The 17,105-nt window shown below is 68.8% G+C and carries 15 protein-coding genes; 5 read left to right on the top strand and 10 right to left on the bottom strand.

All coding sequences use genetic code 11. The features are described from left to right. The first annotated feature begins 1 nt into the window (after position 1). Complete coding sequence (locus ABIE21_RS10145; RefSeq protein WP_354024702.1) at positions 2-1,663, top strand: DNA repair helicase XPB; 1,662 nt, start codon at positions 2-4, stop codon at positions 1,661-1,663. 38 nt (positions 1,664-1,701) lie between these two features. Here the strand turns inward: ABIE21_RS10145 and ABIE21_RS10150 are convergent, their stop codons facing one another. Beyond that, positions 1,702-2,442 carry a pyrimidine reductase family protein gene (locus ABIE21_RS10150; protein WP_354024703.1) on the bottom strand — a complete coding sequence of 247 codons (741 nt, stop codon included), beginning with the start codon at positions 2,440-2,442 and terminating at the stop codon, positions 1,702-1,704. Continuing rightward, positions 2,442-3,248 (bottom strand): dihydropteroate synthase, encoded by an 807-nt coding sequence (folP, locus tag ABIE21_RS10155; protein WP_354025155.1) that lies wholly within the window; start codon positions 3,246-3,248, stop codon positions 2,442-2,444. Before folP ends, ABIE21_RS10150 begins: the two co-directional genes overlap by 1 nt. Positions 3,249-3,371: 123 nt before the next feature. On the opposite strand from folP, the gene ABIE21_RS10160 reads away from it, so the two are divergent. The 3 genes from ABIE21_RS10160 to ABIE21_RS10170 are packed head-to-tail and all read left to right on the top strand — an operon-like array spanning position 3,372 to position 6,079. Continuing rightward, on the top strand, positions 3,372-4,064 hold the full coding sequence (locus ABIE21_RS10160) for a response regulator transcription factor (RefSeq protein ID WP_354024704.1): 693 nt from the start codon (positions 3,372-3,374) through the stop codon (positions 4,062-4,064). Beyond that, on the top strand, positions 4,061-5,749 hold the full coding sequence (locus ABIE21_RS10165; protein ID WP_354024705.1) for a sensor histidine kinase: 1,689 nt from the start codon (positions 4,061-4,063) through the stop codon (positions 5,747-5,749). The genes ABIE21_RS10160 and ABIE21_RS10165 overlap by 4 nt, the downstream gene beginning before the upstream one ends. 39 nt (positions 5,750-5,788) lie before the next feature. Next, a complete protein-coding gene (locus ABIE21_RS10170; protein WP_354024706.1) occupies positions 5,789-6,079 on the top strand; it encodes a WXG100 family type VII secretion target in 291 nt (96 codons plus the stop codon). A 12-nt stretch (positions 6,080-6,091) separates the two neighbouring features. On the opposite strand, the gene ABIE21_RS10175 is transcribed toward ABIE21_RS10170, so the two are convergent. The 5 genes from ABIE21_RS10175 to ABIE21_RS10195 all read right to left on the bottom strand — a co-directional run bounded on the left by ABIE21_RS10175 (position 6,092) and on the right by ABIE21_RS10195 (position 10,062). Next, positions 6,092-6,694: a hypothetical protein gene (locus tag ABIE21_RS10175; RefSeq protein WP_354024707.1), complete on the bottom strand. Its 603-nt coding sequence runs from the start codon at positions 6,692-6,694 to the stop codon at positions 6,092-6,094. A 93-nt stretch (positions 6,695-6,787) separates the two neighbouring features. Next, positions 6,788-8,419: a chaperonin GroEL gene (gene groL, locus ABIE21_RS10180; RefSeq protein WP_354024708.1), complete on the bottom strand. Its 1,632-nt coding sequence runs from the start codon at positions 8,417-8,419 to the stop codon at positions 6,788-6,790. Positions 8,420-8,676: 257 nt separating this feature from the next. Then, positions 8,677-8,883 (bottom strand): cold-shock protein, encoded by a 207-nt coding sequence (locus ABIE21_RS10185; RefSeq protein ID WP_184233174.1) that lies wholly within the window; start codon positions 8,881-8,883, stop codon positions 8,677-8,679. 265 nt (positions 8,884-9,148) lie between these two features. Further along, positions 9,149-9,721 carry a LytR C-terminal domain-containing protein gene (locus ABIE21_RS10190; RefSeq protein ID WP_354024709.1) on the bottom strand — a complete coding sequence of 191 codons (573 nt, stop codon included), beginning with the start codon at positions 9,719-9,721 and terminating at the stop codon, positions 9,149-9,151. 8 nt (positions 9,722-9,729) lie between these two features. Next, entirely contained in the window at positions 9,730-10,062 is a 333-nt protein-coding gene (locus tag ABIE21_RS10195) for a DUF3263 domain-containing protein (RefSeq protein WP_354024710.1), read from the bottom strand. 109 nt (positions 10,063-10,171) lie between these two features. Here ABIE21_RS10195 and ABIE21_RS10200 point away from each other — a divergent pair, with 109 nt between their 5' ends. Continuing rightward, positions 10,172-11,284: a heme/hemin ABC transporter substrate-binding protein gene (locus tag ABIE21_RS10200; RefSeq protein WP_354024711.1), complete on the top strand. Its 1,113-nt coding sequence runs from the start codon at positions 10,172-10,174 to the stop codon at positions 11,282-11,284. Between the two features lie 300 nt (positions 11,285-11,584). Here ABIE21_RS10200 and ABIE21_RS10205 read toward each other — a convergent pair whose 3' ends face one another. The 3 genes from ABIE21_RS10205 to ABIE21_RS10215 all read right to left on the bottom strand — a co-directional run bounded on the left by ABIE21_RS10205 (position 11,585) and on the right by ABIE21_RS10215 (position 17,102). Further along, positions 11,585-12,679: a DUF2332 domain-containing protein gene (locus tag ABIE21_RS10205; protein WP_354024712.1), complete on the bottom strand. Its 1,095-nt coding sequence runs from the start codon at positions 12,677-12,679 to the stop codon at positions 11,585-11,587. A gap of 106 nt (positions 12,680-12,785) precedes the next feature. Next, entirely contained in the window at positions 12,786-16,472 is a 3,687-nt protein-coding gene (locus tag ABIE21_RS10210) for an HtaA domain-containing protein (protein ID WP_354024713.1), read from the bottom strand. 168 nt (positions 16,473-16,640) lie between these two features. Next, positions 16,641-17,102 carry a GNAT family N-acetyltransferase gene (locus ABIE21_RS10215; RefSeq protein ID WP_354024714.1) on the bottom strand — a complete coding sequence of 154 codons (462 nt, stop codon included), beginning with the start codon at positions 17,100-17,102 and terminating at the stop codon, positions 16,641-16,643. Positions 17,103-17,105 lie beyond the last annotated feature (3 nt).

Below are 17,105 nucleotides of genomic sequence, written 5' to 3' on the forward strand. Positions count from 1 at the left end.
GGTGAATTCGCCCGAGGCACCCAACGGACCCCTGATTGTTCAGAGCGACCGGACGGTGCTGCTCGAAGTCGCCCACCCGCTCGCAGACGACGCGCGCCACGACCTGTCGGTGTTCGCCGAGCTGGAGCGCGCGCCGGAGCACATACACACCTACCGCATCACGAAGCTGGGCCTGTGGAACGCGCGTGCGGCCGGCCACACCTCGGCCGACATGCTCGCGACGCTCGAGAAGTATTCCAAGTACGCGATCCCGCAGGTGGTGACCGTCGACGTCACCGAGACCGTCGGACGCTACGGCCGCCTCGTGATCGAACGCGACGAGGAGGGCGTGCTGCTGCTGACGGCGACGGATGCAGCGGTGCTGGCCGAGATCGCCCGTGGCAAGAAGGTCGCCGCGCTGCTGTTCGAGCGTCGCAGCGAGAACACCTACGTGGTGCAGGCCTGGGCCCGTGGTCAGCTCAAGCAGGAGCTGCTCAAGATCGGCTGGCCCGCCGAGGACCTCGCCGGCTACACGCCGGGCACCCCGCACGAGATGTCGCTGCTCGACAACGGCTGGCACCTGCGCCCGTACCAGAACGACGCCGTGAACAGCTTCTTCGAGCAGGGATCCGGCGTGGTCGTGCTGCCCTGCGGCGCCGGCAAGACGCTCGTCGGCGCCGGGGCCATGGCCGTCGGCAAGACCAACACGTTAATCCTCGTGACCAATACGGTGTCGGCACGCCAGTGGCGCAACGAGCTGCTCAAGCGCACGACGCTCACCGAGGAGGAGGTCGGCGAGTACTCCGGCCTCGTCAAAGACGTCAAGCCGGTCACGATCGCGACGTACCAGATGCTCACCGCGAAGCGGAAGGGCGAGTACGCCCACCTCGCGCTGCTCGACGCCCTCGACTGGGGCCTCGTGATCTACGACGAGGTGCACCTGCTGCCCGCCCCCGTGTTCAAGCTCACCGCCGACCTGCAGGCGCGCCGCCGCCTCGGCCTGACCGCGACACTCGTGCGCGAAGACGGCCGCGAGGGCGACGTGTTCAGCCTCATCGGACCCAAGCGGTTCGACGCCCCGTGGAAGGAGATCGAGGCCCAGGGCTTCATCTCCCCCGCATCGTGCTTCGAGGTGCGCATCGACCTGCCGCAGCAGGACCGGCTCGAGTACGCCGCATCGGCCGACGACGTGCGCTACCGGCTCGCCGCGACCGCGCCCGCGAAGCTCGACGTGGTCAAGCGTCTGGTCGCCAAGCACGCCGGCGAGCAGATCCTCGTGATCGGCCAGTACCTCGACCAGATCGACGAGCTGGCTCTCGCCCTGGACGCTCCCGCGCTCACCGGCTCGACGCCCGTTGCCGAGCGCGAGCGGCTGTACCAGTCGTTCCGCGACGGCACGACGAAGGTGCTCGTGGTCTCGAAGGTCGCGAACTTCTCGGTCGACCTGCCCGAGGCGACGGTCGCCATCCAGGTCTCCGGCTCGTTCGGCTCGCGGCAGGAGGAGGCCCAGCGCCTCGGACGCCTGCTGCGCCCCAAGGAGAGCGGCCTGCCCGCGAACTTCTACACTCTCGTCGCCCGCGACACCGTCGACCAGGACTTCGCCCAGAACCGGCAGCGCTTTCTGGCCGAGCAGGGCTACAGCTACACGATCCTCGACTCAGACACGCTCGACGCCGCCGCGTAGGCGCCGGTCGCCGAGCCGGTCTCCCCGCAGGGCGCAGCTCAGGCGCGGGAGTAGCGCAGCAGCAGCGTGCTCTCGTGCCGCAGCACCCGTTCGAGCGCGAGACCCGCGGGCGCCTCGAGGGCACCGTGCGCGATGCGCGGCGCGTCGCCCGCCTCCAGCCGCGCGGCCACCGTCAGGCACAGCTCGTCGACCGCGTCGGCGGCGATGAGCGCGCCGAAGAGCGACGGTCCGCCCTCGTTCAGCACGTGCACCAGGCCGCGCTCGTGCAGCGCCGCAAGGGCGAGTGCGACGTCGAGCGTCCCCTCGCCCGCCACGACCACGTCGGCGAGCGCCGAGAACCGTTCGCGCCGCGCGGCGTCGGCCCGCGCGGTGACGATCACCACGGGGCGAACCGGCGCATCCGTGAATATCGGTGACGCCGGGTCGAGGTCGAGCGATCCGGAGACGATGGCGAACACCGGATGCGCCGGCATGCCGCGCCTCTCTCGCCACCTCGCGGACTCCGCACTGACCCGCAGCCCCACATAGCCCTCGGCGCGAACCGTTCCGGCGCCGACGAGCACCACGTCGCTCACCCGCCGCAGCAGCTCGAACATGCGCTTGTCTGCGGCGTCGCCCAGCCCGCCCGACACTCCGGCGGTCGTCGCGGCCCCGTCGACGCTCGCGACGAAGTTCACCCGCAGCCACGGACCGCGCGGAGCCGCCAGGTCTGCGATCAGTTCGTCGTCGCCCAGATCGTCCATCGGCTCGGGCCAGAGTTGATCGATGCGTGGCGTCATCAGCCCATGTTATGACGCAGGTACGCGGGCTCCCGCCAGCCGAGGATCGCCTCGGTCATGCGCATGGCTGCGACGGTCGGAGCCACGTCGTGCATTCGCACGATGCGGGCGCCCTTGAGCACGCACACCACGGCTGCGGCGAGCGAGCCCTCGAGCCGGTCGCCCTTCGCGGCGTCGAGTGTCTCGCCCACGAAGTCCTTGCGCGATACCGCGACGAGGGTCGGCAGGCCGAGCGCCACGACCTCCTCGAGCCGGCGGGTGATCTCGAGCGAGTGCAGCGTGTTCTTGTTCAGGTCGTGACCGGGGTCGACGACGAGGCGCCCGCGCGGGATCCCGGCCGCCACCGCACGCGCAACCCGGTCGGCGAGAAACTCGACGACCTCCGCGACCACGTCGTGGTACTCGGGCCGGGGCGGCTCGCTGCGCGGCGGCGCGAGGCTGTGGGTGAGCACGAGGGTCGCGTCGCTCGCGGCGACGACCGGCGCCATGTCGGGGTCCCACAGGCCGCTCGTGTCGTTGATCACTCCGGCTCCGGCGGCGATGCTCAGCCGGGCGACCTCGGCGCTGAAGGTGTCGACCGAGATCACGACGTCGGATGCCGCGTGGATCCCCTCCACCACGGGGACGACCCGGTCGATCTCCTCCTGCAGCGACACCGCCGGGCCACGCCCGAACGGCACTCCCCCTATGTCGACCAGGTCGGCGCCTGCCTCGGCCGCCGCGAGCGCCGCTGCCACCGCCTTGTCGAGCGCGAACGTGGCGCCCTGGTCGTAGAACGAGTCGGGGGTGCGGTTGACGATCGCCATGACCGCGATGCGGTTCTGCAGGTCGAGGAGATTCACGGTCTCAGTCTCCCCCAGCCGCGGAGGTGAACGGGCAACCCACTCGACTCCCAGACAAACTCCAGACAACTCGCAGATACTGTCCTCATGACTGATGGCCCCAAGATCCTGATCGTTGACGACGAGCCCAACATCCGCGACCTTCTGACCACGAGCCTGCGATTCGCAGGCTTCGCGGTGCGAGCGGTCGGCAACGGCGCCGGAGCAATCTCCGCCGTGCTGGAAGAGGAGCCCGACCTCATCATCCTCGACGTCATGCTGCCCGACATCAACGGCTTCGGCGTGACCAAGCGGCTGCGAGCATCCGGCTACACCGCTCCCATCCTCTTCCTCACGGCGAAGGACGACACCGAAGACAAGATCACCGGTCTCACCGTCGGCGGCGACGACTACGTGACCAAGCCGTTCAGCCTCGACGAGATCGTCGCCCGCATCAAGGCCATCCTGCGCCGCACCATGCAGGACGACGAGGAGGCCGTGATCCGCGCCGGCGAGCTCACGATGGACCAGGACACCCACGAGGTCACCATCGGCTCCGAGCAGATCGAGCTCAGCCCCACCGAGTTCAAGCTGCTGCGCTACCTCATGCTCAACCCGAACCGGGTGCTGTCGAAGGCACAGATCCTCGACCACGTGTGGGAGTACGATTTCAACGGTGACGCCGGAATCGTGGAGAGCTACATCAGCTACCTGCGCCGCAAGCTCGACCACCTCTCTGAAGAGCCCATCATCCAGACCAAGCGAGGCTTCGGTTACATGCTGAAGACCTCGCGAGCGTGACCGGACCCCACCATCACATGACCGACGCGTTCACCACGAAGTGGAACGCGACGTCCCTGCGCACCAAGATGACGACGGTGAGCGTCCTGCTGCTCACCCTCGGCCTCTTGGTCGCCGGGCTCGGTTCGATGTCGGTTCTGCGCTCGTACCTCACGGCTGACACCGACTTCAAGATCAACCGCCTGCTCAACACCGTCGACGAGTCGGTCGTGCGTCTGGACGACTCCGTGCAGGCCGACCTCCGCTGTTCGGTGACCCCGCTGCTGATCACCGAGTACTACGTCGGCGTCGTCGGCGAAGACGGCAGGCTGCTGTGCTCGAACAAGGACTACGACGAGGCTCACCCCGCATCGTCCGAGCTCACCAACTCGAACCTCTGGTCGCAGGAGGAGGCCGTCACCGTCGACAGCGACCCCGGCCCGGGCAACTGGCGGGTCGTGAGCTCCCCGAAATCCACGCTCTCCGGCCACTTCATCAACATCGTCGTCGGGTACAACCTCGACGAGGTCGACCGGGTGACCACCCAGTTCGCGGCCATATTCATGTTCTTCGGGCTCACGGTCGTGATTCTCGGCGGGGCCGTGACACGTCTGCTCGTGACATCCACCTTCAATCCCCTGCGTGAGGTCGAGGCGACGGCCGCCCGCTTCGCCGCCGGCGACTTCAGCCAACGCCTCGGCGGGGCGACCCAGAACACCGAGGTCGGGCGCCTCAACCGGTCGCTCAACGCGATGCTCAGCCAGATCGACCGCGCCTTCGCCGACCGCGCGAAGACCATCGACCAGATGCGCCGCTTCGTTGGCGACGCGAGCCACGAGCTGCGCACCCCGCTCGTATCGGTGCGGGGCTACGCGGAGCTGTACCGCATGGGCGCGCTGCAGAAACCGGAAGACGTCGCGCAGGCGATGGACCGCATCGAAAAAGAGGCCATCCGCATGGGTGAGCTCGTGACCGACCTGCTCGAGCTCGCACGCATCGACGAGGCCAAGCCGCTGCAGCTGACCGAGGTCGACCTCGTCCCCCTCGCCCAGGACGCCGCGCTCGACGCGATGGCCTCGTCGCCCGACCGCGAGGTGACCGTGCTCGTCAGCGAGATCAGCCCGCAGGTCGTCGACACCGACGACACCGAGGACGCCGCCGACCTCGCGCAGCGCCCCGCGGGCCTCGCGACCGGCCCGATCGCGTTCGCGGGCGCCACCTTCGCCCGCCTGCGCCGCCGCCCGCGCGTGACCAAGCCCGAGGACGCCGACGTCGACACGGTCGAGCCCGTCGCCGAGGCGCCGCGCGCGATCGTGCTCGCGGAGGAGAACAAGATCCGCCAGATCATCACGAACCTGATGGGCAACGCGATGCGCTTCTCGCCCGAGGGCACACCGCTCGAGATCGGCGTCGAGACCGACCGCTCGCAGGGCATCGCTGTCCTGTCGATCATCGACCACGGCGAGGGCATCCCGCCGCAGATCCGCGACAAGATCTTCCAGCGTTTCTGGCGCGCCGACTCCTCCCGCAACCGCGACACCGGCGGCAGCGGCCTGGGTCTCGCGATCGTCGCCTCGATCGTCGCCGCCCACAAGGGCGAGGTGGAGGTCGTGGAGACTCCGGGGGGCGGGGCCACCTTCCGGGTCATCCTCCCTCTCCTTCAGAATGAAGCGGATGCGCCATCCGCCCCCACACCGGCGAACTAGGCGTCCGCGAGTCCTCCCGGGCGGCTACCGTCTCTGGTCATGACCAGATACCAGGTAGACAGCGATGAAGTTCTCGGCACGAGCTCGGCGGTTCGTGCATCCATCGGCCGGATCCAGGCCGAGGTCGGCGCCCTGCACGGCCAGCTCGTGAGCCTGCAGGGCTCGTGGACGGGCCAGGCCGCGGCGGCGTTCCAGACCGTGGCGGCAAACTGGCACAGCACCGAGCTGCGGGTGACCGAAGACCTCGGGGCGATCAACCAGGCGCTCGCCCTCGCGGGTCAGCAGTACGCCGAGGCGGAGGCGACGAACGCGCGCATGTTCGCGCGGTAGGGGTCGTGGCGATTAGCCGAAATCACTCAGCCAACCGGGGAACGGAGCCGGTGCGATCCACACGACTCCTCCAATGGCCGCCTGTGCCGCCTCGAGCGTCGATACGTTCGCCGCCATCGGGAAGGCCATCGACAGCCAATTCGGACCGACCAGAATCGGAAAAATCTCAAAGCGCTCGGCACCGGGGCCTGTGGCACCGCTCTGAACGACTTCGGCGGTCATCATCTGGAACTCGAGCATCGTGTCGCGATCTTCTCGGCTGTCGTAGATCGCGAAGACTTGGGTCCCCGCCTTCGTACCACCGCATGCTCCGCTCTCTGTGGCCTGCTGTAACAGGCCCTCGTCTGCAAGCGTGGCACACGGAAAGCCGCTCTCTTCCAGGGCCAGACGCAGTTCTTCGAGGGAGTCGTACACTTCGGCGGTTAGGCCAGAAGTCTCATTCGCCGGTGTCGCCACTTCGTCGGTCGATGCTTCGGGCACCGACGTCGCGTTGGCTCCGACGACTTCGGGCGTCGCCGCCGCGCAACCCGTGCAAACCACTACGACGAGCAGGGCGAGAAGAACAGGAACGCGCAAAGTGGACCCCCAGAAAATAGCGATCAGAGACCTGATCATTGATCAGTATGGCCTAGGGAGTGGGCGCGGGTACGCGAAACGGGCGGCCTCCGTGAGGAGACCGCCCGTTGGCGTGATGCTGGATGGCGGGACTTAGAAGTCCATGCCGCCCGACGGGTCACCCATGGGTGCAGGGTTGTTCTTCTCGGGCTTCTCGGCGACAACGGCCTCGGTCGTCAGGAACAGTCCTGCGATCGATGCGGCGTTGAGCAGAGCGGAACGCGTGACCTTTACCGGGTCATTGATTCCGGCAGCGAGCATGTCGACGTACTCGCCGGTCGCGGCGTTGAGGCCCTGGCCGACGGGGAGGTGACGCACCTTGTCAGCGACGACACCGGGCTCGAGACCGGCGTTGAGCGCGATCTGCTTGAGCGGTGCGTCGATGGCGACGCGAACGATGTTCGCGCCGGTTGCCTCGTCGCCGACGAGGTCGGTGACAGCGGCGGACTCGAAGGCGACCTTGCCGGCCTGGATGAGGGCGACGCCACCACCGGCGACGATGCCCTCTTCGACGGCTGCCTTCGCGTTGCGAACGGCGTCCTCGATGCGGTGCTTGCGCTCCTTGAGCTCGACCTCGGTCGCGGCTCCGGCCTTGATGACTGCAACGCCGCCGGCCAGCTTGGCCAGGCGCTCCTGCAGCTTCTCGCGGTCGTAGTCGGAGTCGGTGTTCTCGATCTCGGCACGGATCTGCTTGACGCGGCCCGCGATGGCGTCGGCGTCGCCGGTGCCCTCGATGATCGTGGTCTCGTCCTTGGTGATGACGACCTTGCGGGCGCGGCCCAGGAGGTCGAGGGTGGCGTTCTCGAGCTTGAGACCGACCTCCTCGGAGATGACCTGGCCACCGGTGAGGATGGCGATGTCCTGCAGCTGCGCCTTGCGACGGTCGCCGAAGCCGGGAGCCTTGACGGCGACCGACTTGAAGATGCCACGGATCTTGTTCACGACGAGGGTCGCGAGAGCCTCTCCGTCAACGTCCTCGGCGATGATGAGGAGCTGCTTGCCCGACTGGATGACCTTGTCGACGATCGGCAGCAGGTCCTTGATGTTCGAGATCTTGCCGTTGACGATGAGGATGTAGGGGTCCTCGAACACGGCTTCCTGGCGCTCGGGGTCGGTGACGAAGTACGCCGACAGGTAGCCCTTGTCGAAGCGCATGCCCTCGGTCAGCTCGAGCTCGGTGCCGAAGGTGTTCGACTCCTCGACGGTGACGACACCCTCCTTGCCGACCTTGTCGATGGCCTCGGCGATGAGAGCGCCAATCTCGGCGTCTCCGGCGGAGATCGACGCGGTGGCGGCGATCTCTTCCTTGGTCTCGATCTCCTTGGCGGAGGCGATGAGGGCCTCGATGACGGCGGCGGTGGCCTTCTCGATGCCGCGCTTGAGGCTGATCGGGTCGGCGCCGGCGGCGACGTTGCGGAGTCCTTCGCGAACGAGGGCCTGGGCGAGCACGACCGAGGTGGTCGTTCCGTCGCCGGCGACGTCATCCGTCTTCTTGGCTACCTCTTTGACCAGCTCTGCGCCGATCTTCTCGTAGGGGTCGTCCAGCTCGATTTCCTTGGCGATCGACACACCATCGTTCGTGATGGTGGGGGCGCCCCACTTCTTCTCGAGTACGACGTTGCGGCCGCGCGGGCCGAGGGTGACCTTTACGGCGTCGGCCAGAATGTTCAAGCCGCGCTCAAGGCCGCGACGGGCCTCTTCGTTGAAAGCAATGATCTTTGCCATGTGTGTTTTCTCGTCCTTTCCGGACGTCTGCCTACCGAATTCTTTAGCACTCGAAGCATGCGAGTGCCAATGACAAAATTAGCACTCGGTAGGGACGAGTGCAAGAAAGGGCGGCGGGCGGCGCGGGGGCAGGCGGAACCGGACGTGCGACGGCGGACGGCGCCGGCGCAGGCGGGACGGCCTGCGACGGCGCGCAGACACAGACGCGCGACGATGACCCGCATTCCGCGGGTCATCGTCGGCGTGGACGGGCAGTACTACTGTGCGAGTCGCACTGATTCTGCCTGAGGCCCCTTGCTTCCCGTGCCGATTTCGAAGGTCACACTCTGACCTTCTTCTAGAACCTTGTATCCCCCCATGTCGATGGCGGAGTAGTGGACGAACACGTCCTGGCTCCCGCCCTCGACGGTGATGAAACCGTAGCCCTTTTCAGCGTTGAACCACTTCACGGTTCCGTTCGCCATGTGTTGCTCCCTGGTGCGTGATTGCGTGCGCCCGCACCATTCGCGGTGCGACCAATCCCAGATCGTAGCGAGCAATCGGGGCGCGCAGAAGGGGTTGATCCCAGATGCTGCCGAATGCTCAAGGATTAAACACGTTCGTAACACGGGAGGCGGTTTGACCGCGCAGACGCTACAGTCGCGGGCTGGCCGCACGCCGCCGATGGCGCCCGGTCCGCCTCATGGCGTGGGTGCGGCCGGCACTACGGCGACGGGGGTGCGGTCGGCCCTACGGCGCGGGGGTGTAGTCGGCGCCGAGCACGATTGTGACGGGGGCGCCGAGGAATGCGGTGCTCTCGCGGATCTCGCCGACGCCCAGCGCGCCGACGAGGCCGCGCGCGATGTCCTCGTCTGCCGGGTTGCTGTAGTAGACGGTGGTCTTCTCGACGTCGCTCGTCGAGGCGGTGGTCGTGGTGCCCACGGGCCAGCCGGCCGCGGCGAGCGCGTCTCCGGCGACGGCCTGCTGGCCTGCGACCGGCGTGCCGTTCAGCACGGTGATCGTGATGAGTCGGGCCGGGTCGATGGTGGCCGGGTCGGTCAGGGGCAGCGCGGTGGGCGTCGGCTCCTCGGTCGGGGCCGCGACCGACTCGGCGGGTGCCGGGAGTCCGGGGATCTCGAAGCGAACGCTCGGGTCGATCAGCGACAGCGTGAACAGCCCGCCGACGACGAGCACACCGGTCGCCAGCGCGGCCCAGGCGAACCCGATCCAGCCGCCGCCCCGCTTCTTCGGAGCGCGGTGCGCACCGACGCGCACCAGGTCCTTGGGCAGGTCGTCGAACAGGTCTTTCGGAAAACTGGCCATAGTTCTATTCAGTCGTTTCGTCTGGCAGGCGGTAATCGGCTATCTCCGCCTGGCGTGAAAGCTCGCGATGCCCTGGTGTGCACGCGCGAGGCTCTGGCGCGTTGCAAGCGTTTGATGAGCATGGGATCGCGGCGCACGGCATCGGGTGAATCGATCACGGCGTTCAGCAACTGATAATACCGGGCGGCCGAAAGGTCGAAGACGTCTCGAATTGCCTCTTCCTTCGCCCCGGGATGTCGCCACAACTGCCGTTCGAACTCGAGGATGGCGATTTCGCGGTCGGTGAGCGTGCGACTGATCGGATGATCCGACTCGACACTCTCCTGCACGGTTCCCCTCACGTTGCCGCAAGCCTAAGGCAGGCTCTCCGTACGATCGCCCAATGAGGTCGGCAGTTCGGCACTGCGTCTGCCCCGGCAATCTCCAGCGAAGTTAGGATAGCCTAAGCGCATGACGACCTTCCCCCGGCGCACACGGCGAGGCGGAGCGATTCTCGCCGCGGCGCTCGTGGTGCTCGCCCTCGGCGCATGCTCGGCACCCGGAGCCGCCTCCCCCGACGCGAAGCCGACCGCCGACCAGTCGGTCCCCCTCGCCGAGCTCGAGCTGCTCGACGACCCGAGGGCGTTCGAGGGTCCGACGACGGCCGTGCTCGCGAATTCGTCTGTCACCCCGGTGATGGCGGATCCCGAGCAGACTCTGCCGGCATCCGTCGTCTCGCACGACCTCGACGGCGACCTCCCCGTCACCGTGACCTCGACCGACCGTGTTCTCGGCCTCGACATCTCCGGCTCGATAGCGTCGACCATCTTCGGTCTCGGCATGGGCGACAGCGTCGTGGGTCGCGACGTGTCGACGACCTTCCCCGAGGCGGCCGACCTGCCGCTCATCACGTCCGGCGGTCACGCCGTGAGCAGCGAGGCCGTGCTCGCGTTGCGCCCCACGCTGCTCATCACCGACGGCACCATCGGGCCGATCGACGTGATCCAGCAGTTGCGCGAGGCCGGAATCACGGTCGTCTTCGTCGACACCGACCCGAGCATGGCGGGGGTGAGCGAGCTGGCGCGCCAGGTCGCCGCGGCGCTCGGCGTCGTGCCCGCAGGCGAGGCGCTGGCCACGCAGCTCTCCACGGCGATCACCGACAAGATCACCGAGATTGCCGCGATCGCGCCGCAGGACGCCGCCGACAAGGTGCGCATCCTCTTCCTCTATCTGCGCGGCGGATCGGGCATCTACTACCTGTTCGGCGAGGAGTCGGGCGCCGACGAGCTGATCGAGGGGGTCGGCGGCATCGACGTCGCCGGCGAGATCGGCTGGACCGGCATGAAGCCGATGACGGATGAAGCGCTGGTGGCAGCCAACCCCGACCTGATCCTCGTGATGAGCGACGGTATCGAGAGCGCCGGGGGCGTCGACGGGCTGATCGAGACGAAGCCCGCGATCGGGCTCACCGCCGCGGGTCAGCACCGCCGGTTCGTCGACATGGCCGACGGCGAGATCCTGAGCTTCGGGCCGCGCGTGCCCGAGGTGCTCGACGCGCTCGCGCGGGCGATCTACGCGCCGTAGCCGCGGGCCGGCGCGGGTTGTCACCGGTGGGCGCACACTTTGTGCGTCTAGGTTCGTGCGCGCGGTTCCCCCCGCCGCGAAATTTGCGGGAGAACGACTTATACCGGCCGAGTTAGGTCGTTTTGCCGCAAGTCAAGGGGCGTGCGGCTCCTGCCCGGGATGGCGGGCGGCGCGAGTTGTCACTAACGGGGCCAACCCGGCGCGAGATAGCCCCGTTCGTGACAACTCGCGCGTCCGCCGAGCGTCGGCGCGGCTGCGCGGCGCGCAGGCACCGGCGCGCGGCGCGAGCACACCGCGCGCTCACCCCCGCGGAAGCCAGTCGATGCGGTCGCCGTGCGGCGCGACGAAGGCGAGCGGGTCGCCGTCGAGCGCGAGCGCGAACCTGCCGCGCAACTGCTCGTGGTTCAATCCGGTGGCGGCTTCCAGACCGGAGACCACGCTCGGAAACAACCCGGCCGCCTCGAGCGACAGCCACCGCGCGTCGAGCGCCTCGACGGCCCGCACAAACCGCTCGCGCTCGGCCCGCACGACGTAGACGAGCACACCGCTCGACACCACGACGAGGGTCGCGCCCGTAGGGGCCCGCGCCGCGAGCCCCGGCAGCGCCTCGGTCACGTCGCCCGCGACCAACAGCGGCGGGTCGGCGCGCGCGATCTCCATCGCGGCACGCAGCCGCGCGAGCCGCGCCGTCTGCTCGGGCCAGATCAGCGTCTCGAGCCAGCGCGAGTCGTCGTCCGACGCGACGTCGAGCGGCGCGAGGTCGATGCCCGCCCGCCACACGATCTGCGGCAGGCGCTCGGGCGGCGGCACGAGGCCGTTGGTCGCGCACTCGAGCAGCACAGCGCTGGGTCCGTCGACGGGATGCAGCGGCTCGCCACCGTCGTAGCGGTAGCTGAACCGGTCGGGGTAGAGGCAGAGACCCGCGGATGCCCCGACCTCCAGCAACGCGATCGGCCCGGGTATCGCGGCGAGCACGGGCATCAGCGCGGCACAGCGCAGCGGCTCGTTGGTCTGCGTGAGACGCACGAGCGCCTCGGCCCGCACGAGCGGCCAGTGATCGAGCACGAACTCGCGCCACGGGCCGAAGTCGCCGACGGGCGCTCCGACCAGACGGGACACGGCGAACAGCAGGGCGGGCTGCCGACGCTGCGGGGGCAGCTCGTCGATCGCTGCGAGCAGCTCGGCGTCGGCCGCGACCCCGGTCGCCCAGCCGGCGTAGACCGCCGATTCGCCGCGCGCCTCGGCGGCAGCGAATCGCTCGTACCGCGCCGCGGTGGTCTCGGGGGCGGAGGGCGTGCCCGGCGAGGTGGTCTCAGTCACGGTCGCCTCAGGCGCAGAAGGCGTGCCCGCCGCGGAGGTCTCGGGGGCCGATGACGTGCCGGGCTCAGTGCTCACCGAAGCATCCTCTCAGCATTTCGAGCCCGGCCCCGCTTTAACGCGACCGTTAAACGCACGCGGGCGCCCGCCGACCCGAGGATCGACCGGCGCCCGCGCGCGCTGCCTACTTCTTGCGGCGGCGCACCACGACCACGGCGACGACGGCCGCGACGATCACGAGCAGCGCGAGCGCGGCCCAGATGATCCAGGTGAGGTCGTCGGTCGTCGACACGGGCTCGATCTCGTCGTCGGCGGTGGCGGAGACCGTCGCCGCCTCGTCGTCCTCCGCGACCGCGCAGTCGGCGGCGGTCGAGAAGGCGAGGGTCACGGGGTCGAGAGCTTCGCCGCTCGGGTAGGTGCCGAACGCCGCGGATCCCGCGTCGGTCAGCGTGGCCGGGGCCGCGGTGATAGTCACCGAACCCTCGTCGTTCTCGATGACGCCGGTCAGGTCGAGGTCGGCGAACTCCACGGACTTCGAGTCGATGGCGGTGCCGTCCTGGGTCGTGCCCGAGATGTCGAGCAGCAGCACGCCGGTGGTGGCGTCGATCAGCCTGACCTGCGGGTTGGAGACGATGGTGTTGAGAACTCCCCCGTGGCCGGTGAAGGCGATCGATCCGGCGAAGGCGAGCGAGCCCTCCCCGGTCTCCGCGTCGTAGCCGCCCGTTCCGGCAGACCAGCCGAAGTTCGGCACGGCGTAGGTGGCGCCGTCGGCGACGGTCCACTCGCCGTGGGCGATCGCGCCGCTGATGTAGGCGCGGAATGACTCCTTGAAGCCCCAGGTCAGCGTCGCGTCGTCGACGACACAGCCGACGGCCGCGGTGGTCGACGCGGCCTCGGCGATGTTCAGCTCGACGCCGCGGTCGACTGATCCTTGGAAGGTCAGGGTGTGCAGACCGCTGAGGCCGGCCGGGAGGCGGCCCGTCCAGGTGACGACACCCGCGGCATCCGCCGTCGCATTGGTGTCTAGCACTGTCGGCGTCGAGTAGATGACGACGAGAATGCCCTTCTCATTCGGCTGGAAACCGGTCGCGGTGATGATGACTTCGTCGCCCGCGGTGAGCTCGGTGCCCTGCGCGACCTGGATGCCGGTGGTCGCCGGCGGGGTGGGCGCAGCCTTGTTCGGCGCCTTGAACGAGGCGACCGTCGCACCGATCGACGAGACGGCGTTCGGGGCGCCGATGACGAAGCTCACCGCGTCGAGCGCGGTGCCCGCCTCGTAGAACCCCGACCCGTTGAGCGCGAACACCGAGGCGCCCTGGCTGGTGAGCGCAGCGGGCACGCCCGAATAGGAGACGGTGTTGTTCGGGGTGGAGCGGGTGGCTGCCGCCAGATTGAGAGTGGCGAACGGGATGGCGCCGCCGCCGTTTACGCTCACGAGCAGTGTTCCCTGGCTGGCGTTGTCGACGCGCACGACGGGGTTGCCGATCGAGACATCCAGAAGTCCCGCGTGTCCGGAGAACCGCACCGAGCCGCTGTACGCCGAGGTGCCGACGCCGGTCGCCCGGTCGAAGGTGCCGCCCGCGGCCTGGCCGAAGGTGAAGACGCCGCCGGATGCTCCGACGCCGGAGGTGGTGATGGTTCCCTTCGCGATGGGGCCTGCCACGTAGTCGCGGAACGACTGCTTGACACCCCAGGTGAGGGAGCCGGCGCCGACGGTCTTCTCCGCGACGGTCACCGAGGCGGTGCCGGCGGATCCGGTGAAGTCGAGCGTGTTGCCGGGCACGAAGGTGGCGGTGAACTGCTGCACTCCGGCGGCGAGTCCGCCCACAGGCAGGCTGGCAGCACCGCCTGCGACGGCGACCGTGCCGAGCGGGGTGGAGCCGAGGCTGAACGCGACGGCGCCGACCGCGGTAGGGGGCGTGACCTGGGCGGTGAGAGTGGTCGAACCGCCGACGGTCACGGCGACGGGTGCCGCGCTGAGTGTGGTGGTCGTCGGTACCGCGACCGGCGCGGTCGCGAAGGTCACGGGCGTGTAGGTCTCGAACGCGGGGTAGGCGACTCCGCCGCCCGGGTAGGTGTAGATGCCGTAGTTGCCGGTGGCCGGTTCCTTGTCGTAGCCGGGCTTGACCAGCAGCTGCACGCTGAACGTGCCGTCGGCGTTGATCGCGACGGCTCCTGCTGCGGCGCCGCCGATGGTCGCGACGTCGGCCGGGTTGACGACCCACTTGCCGCCCGGAGCGACCGGGCGGGCCGCGGAGGTCGCACCCGCGCTGGCCTTCCACACGGTGGCGAACTTGCCGAACGACACGTAGACGCCGCCGAACTTGCCCGCGAGCGGCGGGCGTGCCGCGTTGGTGGCCGCACCGACGGGCGAGAAGCCGGATCCGGTGACCGTGACGGTCTCTCCCGCGCTCGAGATCGTCGACTTGGAGACGGTGACCTTGGGGGTGGAGACGAAGCTGATCGGCGTGTAGGTCTCGAACGCCGGGTAGGCGACTCCGCCGCCCGGGTAGGTGTAGATGCCGTAGTTGCCGGTGGCCGGCTCCTTGTCGTAGCCGGGCTTGACGAGCAGCTGCACGCTGAACGTGCCGTCGGCGTTGATCGCGACACCGCCGGCAGCTGCGCCGCCGATGGTCGCGACGTCGGCCGGGTTGACGACCCACTTGCCGCCAGGGGCGACCGGGCGGGCCGCGGAGGTCGCACCCGCGCTGGCCTTCCACACGGTGGCGAACTTGCCGAACGACACGTAGACGCCGCCGAACTTGTCCTTGAGCGGCGGGCGTGCCGCGTTGGTGGCCGCACCGACGGGCGAGAAGCCCGCGCCGGTGACGGTGACGATCTCGCCCGCGTCGACGACGGAGGTCTTCGAGACGACGACGGTCGGCGTGGTGACGACGGGGGCGGCGGTGACGGTGACGACGGCCGCGGCCGAGGTGGAGGCCGCGAACAGCGCGGCGTCGGCCGGGACGAAGCGGGCGGTGATGCTGTGGGCTCCGGCGGCGGCAAACGGGACGCTCGTCGAGGCGGCTCCGGATGCCACGGGTGCGGCTCCGAGCGACGTGGCACCGTCGAAGAACTCGACCGATCCGGCGGCGTTCGCCGGGGTGACAGTTGCGCCGAGCGCGACGGGCGCTCCGACGACGGCCGAGGCCGGAGCGGTGAGGGCGACGGTCGTGGCGGCCGCGACGGGCTGCGCGACGATCGCGAGCTGGATCGTCAACGGGTCGAGGGCGGAGCCGACGACGCGCTTGCCGGCCGCGGCATCGCCGGTCGATCCGAACGTGGCGAGCGTCGCCGCGCCCTCCGCGGTGATCGCGGTCGGCACCGAGGCCAGGGTGATGAGCGTGCCCTCGGCGTTGACGGTGGGAGTGACACCGGAGAGGTCGAGGGTGGCGACCGTGCGGTTCGCGAGCGGCGCCTTGGGCAGCTCGGGGTTCGTGCTGTGCGAGTCGCCCGCGGTCTGGCCAGCGATCGTGCCGGTGTCGCCCGTGATGGTGACGACGGGGTTCGAGATGTAGAAGTAGTTGCCCGAGGCGACGCCGGGCGCCGGCGGGCCGGCGAAGTAGCCGATGCGCGCGTTGCCGGTGAAGTTCAGTGTGCCGGTCTTCGTCACCGGGTCGTAGGTCGACGAAGTCGCGGCGGGGAAGGCGAACGTGTCAGCGGCCGTCTGCGTGGCTCCCCCGGCGACTCCGCGCGTGGTGAAGATCGCGCGGTAGTCGGCGGCGATCCCCCAGTCGAGGCTTCCGCCGGTGACCGTGGCGGGGGCGGCCGAGGCCGGCGCGGTGACGATGATGCTGCCGCCGGCGACGAGGGCGGCGGCGATGAACGCAGCCGCCCATCTGCTCAGGCGTGAGGTGACTGCTGTGTTCACGTGGTGGTTCACTCCAAGGGTCGCACCGGTTTTTCCGCGCACGAATAGGAGTTCGAAACGGAGGCACCGGCGCCGGGAAGGACGAATGAGTTAGCTTAGGCTGTGCTTACTTTGCGACCCTATTGCCTCGATACCCACCGTGTCAAAGTTTTTGTTAGGTAACCCTTATTAACGGGGCGCCGCTGCCGGGCGGTACATCGAGATGTGCGCGATCCCCGCCTCGTCGTACGGCTCACCGAAGGCCGAGAATCCGGCCTTCGCATACAGCGGTGCGACATACTCCTGAGCATGCAGCATCATGGCCTCGTGGCCGTAGAGGCTTAAGACCCTGTTCAACAGGATCTGCGCGAGTCCCTCGCCGCGGCGATCCTGGCGCACCACGACGCGGCCGACCACACGGTGGGCGTCGAGATGCTCGGGCGAGTCGTCGAAAAGCACACGCAGGTACGCGGCTGTACCGATGGCATCCGCAATATAGAAATGCTCGGCGACCTGATCGCGGTTGTCGAGCTCTTCTTCGTCGACCTTCTGCTCGACGAGGAAGACGTCGGTGCGCAGCTTCATGATCGAATAGAGCTCGCTGGTTGTGAGTTCGCCCCACTGCTTGTGGACGAGGGAACAATCGGGCATGAC

This window comes from Conyzicola nivalis (assembly GCF_040548875.1).
Classification (GTDB): domain Bacteria; phylum Actinomycetota; class Actinomycetes; order Actinomycetales; family Microbacteriaceae; genus Conyzicola; species Conyzicola nivalis_A.

What these genes read in the sequence shown, in the direction of transcription:
- ABIE21_RS10185 (WP_184233174.1), bottom strand. Translation starts at nt 8,883, where the DNA reads ATGGCGAACGGAACCGTGAAGTGGTTCAACGCTGAAAAGGGCTACGGT.
- ABIE21_RS10160 (WP_354024704.1), top strand. Translation starts at nt 3,372, where the DNA reads ATGACTGATGGCCCCAAGATCCTGATCGTTGACGACGAGCCCAACATC.
- ABIE21_RS10175 (WP_354024707.1), bottom strand. Translation starts at nt 6,694, where the DNA reads ATGATCAGGTCTCTGATCGCTATTTTCTGGGGGTCCACTTTGCGCGTT.
- groL (WP_354024708.1), bottom strand. Translation starts at nt 8,419, where the DNA reads ATGGCAAAGATCATTGCTTTCAACGAAGAGGCCCGTCGCGGCCTTGAG.
- ABIE21_RS10170 (WP_354024706.1), top strand. Translation starts at nt 5,789, where the DNA reads ATGACCAGATACCAGGTAGACAGCGATGAAGTTCTCGGCACGAGCTCG.
- ABIE21_RS10150 (WP_354024703.1), bottom strand. Translation starts at nt 2,442, where the DNA reads ATGACGCCACGCATCGATCAACTCTGGCCCGAGCCGATGGACGATCTG.
- ABIE21_RS10200 (WP_354024711.1), top strand. Translation starts at nt 10,172, where the DNA reads ATGACGACCTTCCCCCGGCGCACACGGCGAGGCGGAGCGATTCTCGCC.
- ABIE21_RS10215 (WP_354024714.1), bottom strand. Translation starts at nt 17,102, where the DNA reads ATGCCCGATTGTTCCCTCGTCCACAAGCAGTGGGGCGAACTCACAACC.
- folP (WP_354025155.1), bottom strand. Translation starts at nt 3,248, where the DNA reads ATGGCGATCGTCAACCGCACCCCCGACTCGTTCTACGACCAGGGCGCC.
- ABIE21_RS10190 (WP_354024709.1), bottom strand. Translation starts at nt 9,721, where the DNA reads ATGGCCAGTTTTCCGAAAGACCTGTTCGACGACCTGCCCAAGGACCTG.